Source organism: Pseudomonas sp. TWI628 (assembly GCF_039673865.1).
In the GTDB taxonomy this organism is placed as follows: Bacteria; Pseudomonadota; Gammaproteobacteria; order Pseudomonadales; family Pseudomonadaceae; genus Aquipseudomonas.
This window is the reverse complement of record NZ_JBDJMM010000012.1, coordinates 76,165-88,154: the sequence shown is the minus strand read 5'-3', so window position 1 is coordinate 88,154 and position 11,990 is coordinate 76,165. Positions and strand designations below refer to the sequence as shown.

At 63.5% G+C, this 11,990-nt stretch carries 8 protein-coding genes; 1 reads left to right on the top strand and 7 read right to left on the bottom strand.

Going from position 1 to position 11,990, the window contains the following annotated elements; translation table 11 throughout:
- Positions 1–4 precede the first annotated feature (4 nt).
- The gene (locus tag ABE528_RS11485) at positions 5–472 is read right to left on the bottom strand and encodes a DUF1289 domain-containing protein (RefSeq protein WP_152959235.1); all 468 of its coding nucleotides are present in this window, start codon (positions 470–472) and stop codon (positions 5–7) included.
- Between the two features lie 405 nt (positions 473–877).
- Between ABE528_RS11485 and acnB the strand changes: the two genes are divergently transcribed.
- Positions 878–3,487, top strand: coding sequence for a bifunctional aconitate hydratase 2/2-methylisocitrate dehydratase (gene acnB, locus ABE528_RS11480; RefSeq protein WP_346653041.1), 2,610 nt, complete (start codon positions 878–880; stop codon positions 3,485–3,487).
- A gap of 66 nt (positions 3,488–3,553) precedes the next feature.
- Here acnB and prpD read toward each other — a convergent pair whose 3' ends face one another.
- The 6 genes from prpD to ABE528_RS11450 all read right to left on the bottom strand — a co-directional run bounded on the left by prpD (position 3,554) and on the right by ABE528_RS11450 (position 11,772).
- On the bottom strand, positions 3,554–5,038 hold the full coding sequence (gene prpD, locus ABE528_RS11475; RefSeq protein ID WP_346652997.1) for a 2-methylcitrate dehydratase: 1,485 nt from the start codon (positions 5,036–5,038) through the stop codon (positions 3,554–3,556).
- Positions 5,039–5,105: 67 nt separating this feature from the next.
- On the bottom strand, positions 5,106–6,296 hold the full coding sequence (gene prpF / locus ABE528_RS11470) for a 2-methylaconitate cis-trans isomerase PrpF (protein ID WP_346652996.1): 1,191 nt from the start codon (positions 6,294–6,296) through the stop codon (positions 5,106–5,108).
- A 13-nt stretch (positions 6,297–6,309) separates the two neighbouring features.
- Positions 6,310–8,898: a Fe/S-dependent 2-methylisocitrate dehydratase AcnD gene (gene acnD / locus ABE528_RS11465; RefSeq protein ID WP_346652995.1), complete on the bottom strand. Its 2,589-nt coding sequence runs from the start codon at positions 8,896–8,898 to the stop codon at positions 6,310–6,312.
- Positions 8,899–8,978: 80 nt separating this feature from the next.
- Entirely contained in the window at positions 8,979–10,106 is a 1,128-nt protein-coding gene (gene prpC / locus ABE528_RS11460) for a 2-methylcitrate synthase (RefSeq protein WP_346652994.1), read from the bottom strand.
- Positions 10,107–10,168: 62 nt separating this feature from the next.
- Entirely contained in the window at positions 10,169–11,059 is an 891-nt protein-coding gene (prpB, locus tag ABE528_RS11455; RefSeq protein ID WP_346652993.1) for a methylisocitrate lyase, read from the bottom strand.
- Complete coding sequence (locus tag ABE528_RS11450; protein WP_152956371.1) at positions 11,056–11,772, bottom strand: GntR family transcriptional regulator; 717 nt, start codon at positions 11,770–11,772, stop codon at positions 11,056–11,058. Before ABE528_RS11450 ends, prpB begins: the two co-directional genes overlap by 4 nt.
- Positions 11,773–11,990 lie beyond the last annotated feature (218 nt).

Here is an 11,990-nt window from a genome sequence, read left to right as displayed (position 1 = left end):
CCGCTCACTGCATGCCTTGCTTGAGGAAGGCTGGCGCGATGTAGCGCTGGTAGTGCGCTTCGGACAGCAGGAAGAATTCACGGTCGATGGCATCGCGCAGTTGCGGCAGTTCCCAGTCGCGAAATTCCGGTAGCAGCACCATGCCGTACGCCTCCAGGTCACGGATCATCCGCGCACCGCGGGCGATCAGCTGGTAGGCCCAGCAGTATTCCGACTGCTGCTCGACGAAGCGGATCGAGCGCTGCTGCAACTGCTGACGCAGCAGGCTTGTATCGAACACTTCCAGCTTGGCCATCATCACCTGCACCAGCAACTGCTCCAGGCGCAGCCACACGGCGCGCTTCTGCTCGTCGTCGTAGCCGTTCCAGTTGATCACTTCGTGATGGAAACGCTTGCAGCCACGGCACACCGTGTCTCCATAGACCGTGGAACAGAGGCCGACGCAAGGGGTCTTGATGGACTGGTTGGACATTGGAAAACAACGGCTTGGCGATGGAACACGGGGTCATGTTAGCCCTTTGTCTAACCAGGGTCACCCGTTAAAGTCATGATCGCTGCCTTACCTTCGGGCTTTTTTTGCCGTAGAATCATCCCGCCTTTTCAAGGCAACAATGTCCGTTGGAAGCTGTTTTCAAAGCGTCACGAGCACAGTTCATCCGGTAGAACGGCGTTGGCCCGGGCCATGCACCCCTCGCATGCCCGCGCCAGCCCTCATCAGCTCCCGTTCTGCAGGCGTAAAACTTTGAAAGCAGCTTCTGTAAGGATTCTTTGCGACTCTGGCTGGGCGGCCCACAAAGCCGTGGCAGCGCATGGGTGCATTGAATGCTGGATGAGCGTCCCGGACTCCCTTTAGGGACCACTGATGAGGGTAATAACTGTGCTTGAAGCCTACCGCAAACACATCGAAGAGCGTGCCGCCCTGGGTATCGTGCCCCAGCCGCTGAACGCCGAACAAACTGCAGGCCTGGTCGAGCTGCTGAAAAACCCGCCAGCCGGCGAAGAAGCCTTCCTCGTAGACCTGATCACCAACCGCGTTCCGCCAGGGGTCGACGAAGCTGCCTACGTCAAGGCCGCTTTCCTCTCCGCCGTGGCCAAGGGCGAAGCCAAGTCGCCACTGATCGACCGCAAGCACGCTGCTGAACTGCTGGGCACCATGCAGGGCGGCTACAACATCGAGACGCTGGTCGCGCTGCTGGACGACGCCGAACTGGGCGCCGTCGCGGCCGAACAGCTCAAGCACACCCTGCTGATGTTCGATGCCTTCCACGACGTAGCCGAAAAAGCCAAGGCCGGCAACGTTCACGCCAAGGCCGTGCTGGACTCCTGGGCTGCCGGCGAGTGGTTCACCGCGCGTCCGGCCATCGCCGACAAGTACACCCTGACCGTGTTCAAGGTGCCAGGCGAAACCAACACCGACGACCTGTCCCCTGCTCCGGACGCCTGGTCGCGCCCTGACATCCCGCTGCACGCCCTGGCCATGCTGAAAATGGCCCGTGACGGCATCGAGCCGTCGCAGCCAGGCTCGGTCGGCCCGCTGGCACAGATCGAAGCGGTCAAGGCCAAAGGCTTCCCGGTTGCCTACGTCGGTGACGTGGTCGGTACCGGTTCCTCGCGTAAATCCGCCACCAACTCGGTGCTGTGGTTCTTCGGCGACGACATTCCGTACGTGCCGAACAAGCGCGCCGGTGGCTTCTGCTTCGGCACCAAGATCGCCCCGATCTTCTACAACACCATGGAAGACGCCGGCGCCCTGCCGATCGAATTCGACTGCACCAACCTGGCCATGGGCGACGTCATCGACGTTTACCCGTTCAAGGGTGAAGTGCGCCGTCACGGCAGCGACGAACTGGTCACTACCTTCGCACTGAAGACCGAAGTCCTGCTGGACGAAGTCCGTGCTGGCGGCCGTATCCCGCTGATCGTTGGCCGTGGCCTGACCGAAAAAGCCCGTGCCGAACTGGGCCTGGGGGCTTCCGACCTGTTCAAGAAGCCAGAGCAGCCTGCCGACACCGGCAAGGGCTTCACCCTGGCCCAGAAGATGGTCGGCCGCGCCTGCGGCCTGCCAGAAGGCCAGGGCGTGCGCCCAGGTGCCTACTGCGAGCCGAAGATGACCACCGTCGGTTCCCAGGACACCACTGGCCCGATGACCCGCGACGAACTGAAAGACCTGGCGTGCCTGGGCTTCTCCGCTGACCTGGTGATGCAGTCGTTCTGCCACACCGCGGCCTATCCGAAGCCGATCGACGTCAACACCCACCACACCCTGCCAGACTTCATCCGCACCCGTGGCGGCGTGTCGCTGCGCCCAGGCGACGGCATCATCCACAGCTGGCTGAACCGCATGCTGATGCCTGACACCGTGGGTACCGGTGGCGACTCGCACACCCGCTTCCCGATCGGCATCTCGTTCCCGGCCGGTTCCGGCCTGGTGGCTTTCGCCGCCGCCACCGGCGTCATGCCGCTGGACATGCCAGAATCGATCCTGGTGCGCTTCAAGGGCAAACTGCAACCTGGCATCACCCTGCGTGACCTGGTGCATGCCATCCCTTACTACGCCATCCAGAAGGGCCTGCTGACCGTCGAGAAGAAAGGCAAGAAGAACGCCTTCTCCGGCCGCATCCTGGAAATCGAAGGCCTGGACGACCTGACCGTCGAACAAGCCTTCGAGCTGTCCGACGCCTCGGCCGAGCGTTCCGCTGCGGGCTGCACCATCAAGCTGCCGGAAAAGGCCATCGCCGAGTACCTGCAGTCCAACATCACCCTGCTGCGCTGGATGATCGGCGAAGGCTACGGCGATGCCCGCACCCTGGAGCGTCGCGCCCAGGCCATGGAAGCCTGGCTGGCCAAGCCTGAGCTGCTGTCGGCTGACGCCGATGCCGAATACGCCGAAATCATCGAAATCGACCTGGCCGACGTGAAAGAGCCTGTGCTCTGCGCGCCGAACGACCCGGACGATGCCCGCCTGCTGTCCTCGGTACAGGGCGAGAAGATCGACGAAGTGTTCATCGGTTCGTGCATGACCAACATCGGTCACTTCCGCGCTGCCGGCAAATTGCTGGACAAGGTCAAGGGCGGTATCCCGACCCGTCTGTGGCTGGCCCCGCCAACCAAGATGGACGCCCACCAGCTGACCGAAGAAGGCTACTACGGCATCTACGGCAAGGCCGGTGCGCGCATGGAAATGCCAGGTTGCTCGCTGTGCATGGGTAACCAGGCACGTGTGCAGACCGGTTCGACCGTGGTTTCCACTTCGACCCGTAACTTCCCGAACCGTCTGGGCGACGCCACCAACGTGTACCTGGCCTCGGCCGAGCTGGCTGCGGTCGCTTCGATCATCGGCAAGCTGCCAACCGTCGAAGAGTACATGCAGTACGCCAAGGACATCGACAGCATGGCTGCCGACGTCTACCGCTACCTGAGCTTCGACCAGATCGCCGAGTTCCGTGAAGCGGCTGCCAACGCCAAGATCCCGGTGGTTCAGGCGTAAGCTGAGTTGTAAGCAGCAATAAAAACCCGGCAGAAATGCCGGGTTTTTTATTGGCTGTACTGGCACTCAGATCACGAACAGATCGACAAACCTGTGCACCGTCATCTGCTCCAGCTTCTGCTGGTCCTTGCACAGCTCGAAAATCTCCTGACACCGCTGCCGCACAAAGCGCGTCGCCAGGTTGCCCCTGAACTTGGCCTCCAGCAACGGTATCCCTTCCTCGCGCCGCCGCCGATGCCCGATCGGATATTCCACCAGCACCTGCTCGGTACTGCTGCCATCCTTGAAAAACACCTGCACGGCATTGGCAATCGAGCGCTTGTCGGCTTCCAGGTACTCGCGACTGAAGCGCGGATCTTCGACCACTTCCATTTTCTCGCGCAGGCGATCGATGCTCGGGTGATTGGCATGGAAGGTATCTTCATAATGCTCGGCCACCAGGTGGCCGAAGATCAGCGGCACCGCCACCATGTACTGCAGGCAATGGTCACGGTCGGCGGCGTTGGCCAACGGGCCGCTCTTGGAAATGATGCGGATCGCCGATTCCTGGGTAGTGATGACGATGCGGTCTATTTCATGCAGGCGGTTACGCACCAGCGGGTGCAGGGTCACCGCCGCCTCACAGGCCGTCTGGGCGTGGAATTCGGCAGGGAAGCTGACCTTGAACAGCACATTTTCCATCACATAACTGGCCAGGGGTTGCGGCAGGCGCAGCTCATACTGGCCGGCGGGTTTTACCGCCAGGTCCTTGTTGGTGTGGCTGAACGAGACGTCATGAAAGCCCCACTGCGCGGCCGTCAACACCCCTGGCACGCCCATTTCGCCACGCAGCGCGATATCGGCCAGGCGCACGCCACGGCTGGAAGCATCGCCGGCCGCCCAGGACTTGCGTGAGCCGGCATTGGGCGCATGGCGATAGGTGCGCAGCGCCTGGCCATCGACGAAGGCATGGGACAGGGCCGATAGCATCTGCTCGCGATTGGCCCCCATCAGCCGGGCACACACGGCGGTCGAGGCCACCTTGACCAGAATCACATGATCGAGGCCAACGCGATTGAAGGAATTTTCCAGCGCCAGCACGCCCTGGATCTCGTGGGCCATGACCATGGCTTCGAGCACCTCGCGCATCAGCAACGGCGCTTCGCCAGCAGCCACGCGTTTCTGCGACAGATGATCGGCAACGGCCAGGATGCCGCCAAGGTTATCCGAGGGGTGCGCCCATTCGGCGGCCAGCCAGGTGTCGTTGTAATCCAGCCAGCGCACGGTACAGCCGATGTCCCAGGCGGCCTTGACCGGGTCGAGGCGGTAGGCGGTACCGGGAACGCGCGCACCATTGGGCACCACGGTGCCTTCCACCAGCGGGCCGAGGAGTTTGGTGCATTCAGGGAAGCGCAGGGCCAGCAGGCCGCAGCCGAGGGTATCCATCAGGCAATTGCGTGCGGTGTCCAGGGCTTCAGGGGATTCGACCCGGTAGCCGAGGGCGTAGTCGGCAAGGGTTTGCAGCACCCGGTCGTAGTCCGGGCGGTCGTTCAGGTCCACGTTGGCGCTCATAGCCAGCTCCTGTGAAGTTGGGGCTGCCTTGCAGCCCCATCAACGAAAGCCGAGCGCCAGTGGTGCGTTAGAAGCTATCGCCAGGCACGCGAACCCAGCCCTCCATCAGCACGCGAGCACTGCGGCTCATGATTGCCTTGGTCACCGTCCACTCGCCATCCACCTGGCGCGCCTCGGCCCCGACCCGCAAGGTGCCGGACGGATGGCCGAAACGCACGGCACTGCGCTCGCCCCCGCCTGCGGCGAGGTTGACCAGCGTGCCCGGAATGGCCGCGGCGGTGCCGATGGCCACGGCTGCGGTGCCCATCATCGCGTGGTGCAGCTTGCCCATGGACAACGCACGCACCAGCAGGTCGATGTCAGCGGCCGCAACCGCCTTGCCACTGGACGCAGTGTAGGTGCTCGGCGGCGCAACGAAAGCCACCTTCGGCGTGTGCTGACGCCCGGCAGCCTGGTCGACATGCTCGATCAGGCCCATGCGCACGGCGCCGTAGGCGCGGATGGTCTCGAAACGCTGCAGCGCCTGCGGGTCGCCGTTGATCGCATCCTGCAATTCGGTACCGGTGTAGCCGATGTCGGCGGCATTGACGAACACCGTCGGGATACCGGCGTTGATCATGGTCGCCTTGAAGGTGCCGATGCCCGGCACTTCCAGGTCATCCACCAGGTTACCGGTGGGGAACATCGCCCCACCGTCGCCATCCTCGTCGGCAGCAGGATCAAGGAACTCCAGCTGCACTTCGGCGGCCGGGAAGGTCACGCCGTCGAGTTCGAAATCACCGGTTTCCTGCACTTCACCTTCGGTGATCGGCACATGGGCAATGATGGTCTTGCCGATGTTGGCCTGCCAGATGCGCACCGTGGCGATGCCATTGCGCGGAATGCGCGCCGGGTCGACCAGGCCGTTGCTGACGGCGAACGAGCCGACCGCCGCGGACAGGTTGCCGCAGTTGCCACTCCAGTCGACGAAGGCCTTGTCGATGGCAACCTGACCGAACAGGTAATCGACATCATGCCCAGGCTTGATGCTCTTCGACAGGATGACCGTCTTGCTGGTGCTCGACGTGGCGCCGCCCATGCCGTCGATCTGCTTGGCATAAGGGTCGGGGCTGCCGATTACCCGTAACAGCAAGGCGTCGCGGGCCGGGCCTGGGACCTGGGCCGCTTCCGGCAGGTCCTGCAGGCGGAAGAACACGCCCTTGCTGGTGCCACCACGGATGTAGGTGGCGGGAATTTTTACTTGTGGTACATGTGCCATGTTCAAGTCCTGTTCAAGCGGTCCCTTCGAGGAAGTCCTGGGCAAAGCGCTGTAGCACCCCGCCCGCCTCATAGATCGACACTTCCTCGGCAGTGTCCAGGCGGCAGGTCACCGGCACTTCCACACGCTCGCCATTGCGCCGCGTCACCACCAGGGTCAGCGTCGCCCGCGGCTTGCGCTGGCCGAGCACGTCATAGGTTTCGCTGCCGTCCAGGCCCAGGGTCTTGCGGTCGGTGCCCGGCTTGAACTCCAGCGGCAACACGCCCATGCCCACCAGGTTGGTGCGGTGAATGCGCTCGAAGCCCTCGGCGACAATTGCCTCGACACCCGCCAGGCGCACGCCCTTGGCCGCCCAGTCACGGGACGAACCCTGGCCATAGTCGCCACCGGCGACGATGATCAGCGGCTGCTTGCGCTCCATGTAGGTCTCGATGGCCTCCCACATGCGGGTCACCTTGCCTTCCGGCTCGATGCGCGCCAGCGAGCCCTGCTGCACGCTGCCGTCAGCCTTGCGCACCATTTCGTTGAACAGCTTGGGGTTGGCGAAGGTGGCGCGCTGGGCGGTCAGGTGGTCGCCACGGTGGGTGGCGTAGGAGTTGAAGTCCTCCTCCGGCAGGCCCATCTTCGCCAGGTATTCACCCGCAGCGCTGTCGAGCAGGATGGCGTTGGACGGCGACAGGTGGTCGGTGGTGATGTTGTCCGGCAGCACCGCCAGCGGGCGCATGCCGCGCAGGGTGCGCTCGCCGGCCAGGGCGCCTTCCCAGTAAGGCGGGCGACGGATATAGGTGCTCATCGGGCGCCAGTCGTACAGTGGCGCGACTTTCGGCCCGCGGTCTTCCTCGATGGCGAACATCGGGATATAGACCTTGCGGAACTGCTCCGGCTTGACCGCAGCACGCACTACCGCGTCGATTTCCTCGTCACTCGGCCAGATGTCCTTGAGGCGGATTTCCTTGCCATCGACCACGCCCAGCACGTCCTTTTCGATGTCGAAGCGGATGGTGCCGGCAATCGCGTAGGCCACCACCAGCGGCGGCGAAGCGAGGAATGCCTGCTTGGCGTAAGGGTGGATACGCCCGTCGAAGTTGCGATTGCCCGACAGCACGGCGGTGGCGTACAGGTCACGGTCGATGATTTCCTGCTGGATCACCGGGTCCAGTGCACCGGACATGCCGTTGCAGGTGGTGCAGGCGAAGGCGACGATGCCGAAGCCCAGTTGCTCCAGCTCCTTTTCCAGCCCCGCCTCTTCCAGGTACAGCTGCACGGCCTTGGAGCCGGGTGCCAGCGACGACTTGACCCACGGCTTGCGGTTGAGGCCAAGCTTGTTGGCGTTGCGCGCCAGCAGGCCTGCGGCAATCACGTTGCGCGGGTTGCTGGTGTTGGTGCAGCTGGTGATGGCGGCGATGATCACCGCGCCGTCGGGCATCTGCCCCGGCACTTCTTCCCAGGCGCCGGCAATGCCCTTGGCCGCCAGCTCGCTGGTAGCGACGCGAGCGTGCGGGTTGGACGGGCCGGCCATGTTGCGCACCACGCTCGACAGGTCAAAGCTCAGGGTGCGTTCGTATTCGGCCTTGGCCAGGCTGTCGGCCCACAGGCCGGCGACCTTGGCGTAGGTCTCCACCAACTGCACCTGCTGGTCATCACGGCCGGTCAGCTTGAGGTAGTCGATGGTCTGCTGGTCGATGGCGAACATCGCGGCAGTGGCGCCGTACTCCGGGGCCATGTTGGAGATGGTGGCACGGTCGCCCAGGGTCAGGGCACGTGCGCCTTCGCCATGGAACTCGAGGTAGGCGCCAACGACTTTCTGCTTGCGCAGGAACTCGGTGAGGGCCAGTACCAGGTCGGTGGCAGTGATGTTCGGCGCCAGCTTGCCGGTCAGCTCGACGCCGACGATTTCCGGCAGGCGCATCCACGAGGCACGGCCGAGCATGACGTTTTCAGCTTCCAGGCCGCCGACACCAATGGCGATCACGCCCAGGGCGTCGACATGCGGGGTGTGGCTGTCGGTGCCGACGCAGGTGTCCGGGTAGGCCACGCCGCGGTCGCTGTGGATGACCGGCGACATCTTCTCCAGGTTGATCTGGTGCATGATGCCGTTGCCGGGCTGGATCACGTCGACGTTCTTGAACGCCTTCTTGGTCCAGTTGATGAAATGGAAACGGTCTTCGTTGCGGCGGTCTTCGATGGCGCGGTTCTTCTCGAACGCCTGTGGGTCGAAGCCACCGCACTCCACGGCCAGGGAGTGGTCGACGATCAGCTGCACCGGTACCACCGGGTTGACCTGGGCCGGGTCACCGCCTTTGTCGGCGATGGCATCACGCAGGCCGGCGAGATCGACCAGGGCAGTCTGGCCGAGGATGTCGTGGCACACCACGCGAGCCGGGAACCAGGGGAAGTCGAGGTCGCGCTTGCGTTCGATCAGCTGGCCCAGCGAGGCGTCGAGTGTGGCCGGGTCGCAGCGGCGTACCAGGTTTTCGGCCAGCACGCGGGAGGTATACGGCAGGTTGTCGTAGGCACCGGGCTTGATGGCCTCGACGGCGGCGCGGGCATCGAAGTAGTCCAGGGCTGTGCCTGGCAGGTTCTTGCGGAATGCAGTATTCATCTTGGAATCAGGCTCGGTCACAGGATTCGGAAGGTTGCCCCCGCTTCCACACGGGAAGCGGGTTGCCTCTCTTTATCTAATCAGCGCTGCTCGATGGGTACGAACTGGCGCTGTTCGACGCCGACATACTCGGCGCTCGGGCGGATGATGCGGTTGTTGGCGCGCTGTTCGAACACGTGCGCGGCCCAGCCGGTCAGGCGCGAGCAAACGAAGATCGGGGTGAACAGCTTGGTCGGGATGCCCATGAAGTGGTACGCCGAGGCATGGTAGAAGTCGGCGTTGGGGAACAGGCGCTTCTGCTCCCACATGGTCTTGTCGATGGCTTCGGAAACCGGGTACAGGACCGTGTCACCGACCTGGTCGGCCAGTTGCTTCGACCAGCCCTTGATCACCTCGTTGCGCGGGTCGGATTCTTTGTAGATCGCATGGCCGAAGCCCATGATCTTGTCCTTGCGCTCAAGCATGCGCAGCAGTTCGGCGGTGGCTTCCTGCGGGCTCTGGAAGCGTTCGATCAGCTCCATCGCCGCTTCGTTGGCCCCCCCGTGCAGCGGGCCGCGCAGCGAGCCGATGGCGGCGGTGATGCAGGAGTACAGGTCGGACAGGGTCGAGGCGCAAACCCGCGCGGTGAAGGTCGAGGCGTTGAACTCGTGCTCGGCGTAGAGGATCAGCGATACGTTCATCACCTTGACGTGCAGCTCGCTCGGCTTCTTGCCGTGCAGCAGGTGCAGGAAGTGGCCGCCGAGGGTGTCTTCGTCACTGGTGCAGTCGATGCGCACGCCGTGGTGGGTGAAGCGGTACCAGTAGCACATCACCGCCGGGAACAGCGCCAGCAGGCGGTCGGTCTTCTCGCGCTGGGCGTCGAAGGTCAGCTCGGGCTCCAGGGTACCGAGCACCGAGCAACCGGTGCGCATCACGTCCATCGGGTGGGCATCGCGGGGGATGCGCTCGAGCACTTCCTTCAGCGCCTGCGGCAGGTCACGCAGGCCCTTGAGCTTGCGTTTGTAGTCGGCCAGTTGCGCCTTGGTCGGCAGCTCGCCGTACAGCAGCAGGTAGGCGACTTCTTCGAATTCGGCACCGGCGGCCAGGTCACGGACGTCGTAGCCACGGTAGGTCAGGCCGGCACCGGCCTGGCCCACGGTCGACAGTGCGGTCTGGCCGGCCACCTGGCCGCGCAGGCCAGCGCCACTGAGTACTTTTGCTTCGGCCATGGTGTTTCTCCTTTCTTGAACTTGTTATAGGAAGCGATCAGGCTGATTCGGGAGCGCTGGGCTCAACCTTTCTTTTGCGCGAACAGCGCGTCGAGGCTCTGCTCGAAGGCGTGGTAACCAATGGCATCGTAGAGCTCCATGCGGGTCTGCATGGTGTCGATCACGTTCTTCTGCGTGCCGTCGCGGCGCAGTGCGGTATAGACGTTCTCCGCCGCCTTGTTCATGGCGCGGAACGCCGACAGCGGGTACAGCACCAGCGATACATCGACCGAGGCCAGCTCTTCGGTGGTGTACAGCGGCGTGGCGCCGAATTCGGTGATGTTGGCCAGGATCGGCGCTTTCACCCGATCAGCGAAGGTCTTGTACATCGACAGTTCGGTGATGGCTTCCGGGAAGATCATGTCGGCGCCAGCCTCGACGCAGGCGGCAGCACGGTCCAGGGCAGCGTTCAGGCCTTCCACCGCCAGGGCGTCGGTGCGCGCCATGATCACGAAGCTGTCATCGGTGCGGGCATCCACCGCCGCCTTGATACGGTCGACCATCTCCTGCTGGGTGACGATTTCCTTGTTCGGGCGGTGGCCGCAGCGCTTGGCACCGACCTGGTCCTCGATGTGGATGGCCGCAGCACCGAACTTGCACATCGAGCGCACGGTGCGGGCAACGTTGAAGGCCGAGGCGCCGAAACCGGTGTCGACATCTACCAGCAAGGGCACGTCGCAGACATCGGTGATGCGGCGCACATCGGTCAGCACGTCGTCCAGGCCACTGATGCCCAGGTCAGGCAGGCCCAGGGAGCCGGCAGCAACGCCGCCACCGGACAGGTAGATGGCCTTGAAACCGGCACGCTTGGCCAGCAGTGCATGGTTGGCGTTGATCGCGCCAACCACTTGCAGGGGGTGTTCGGCGGCAACGGCGTCGCGGAAACGCTGACCGGGGGTGCTCTTCACAGTCATTTCTCACCTCGTGGGCTGTTGTTGTTGGCGTCCAGATAGTGACGCTCGATGTTGCGCTTGGATGCGCCGATGTGGCGGCGCATCAGGAGTTCGGCCAGTTCGCCGTCACGGCCTTCGATGGCATCGAGAATGCGGTGGTGTTCGGCAAAGGCCTGGCGCGGCCGGTTGGGCGTGGCGGAAAACTGGATGCGGTACATGCGCACCAGTTGATACAGCTCGCCGCAGAGCATCTTGACCAGCGTCTGGTTACCGCTGCCCTGGATGATCCGGTAATGGAAGTCGTAGTCGCCTTCCTGCTGGTAATAGCCCAGCCCAGCCTGGAACGCGGCATCGCGCTCATGGGTATCAAGCACCCGCCGCAGCTCGTCGATGTCGGCCTGGCTCATGCGCTCGGCCGCCAGGCGGCAGGCCATGCCTTCCAGCGATTCGCGGATTTCGTACAGTTCGATCAGCTCGGCGTGGTTGAGCGACACCACCCGTGCGCCGACATGCGGCACGCGCACCAGCAGGCGCTGACCCTCCAGCCGATGGATGGCCTCGCGCAGCGGGCCACGGCTGATGCCATAGGTACGCGCCAGCTCCGGCTCGGAGATCTTGCTGCCCGGGGCAATGTCACCCTTGACGATCGCCGCCTGGATGCGCCGGAAGACATTCTCGGACAAGGTTTCCGTTTCGTCTGTCTCGGCAGGGCTTGGGGTGGTGAGGTCCAGCATATTGTCGACACCTTGCTTTTCGCTTGAGCAGAAACTAGCGAATCAGAGGCGTACAGTCAAAGACAAAATCAATATTGTCGACAATCGTCTAAGAACGAACTTACCCAGTGATGGCGTTGTCAGATCGCGGCACGCTGGCGTCAAGACGTCGGCGTGATAGAATGCCGCGCCTCCAATGGAGTACCGATAGTGTATTTGTCATCAATTCATGTTGTTGA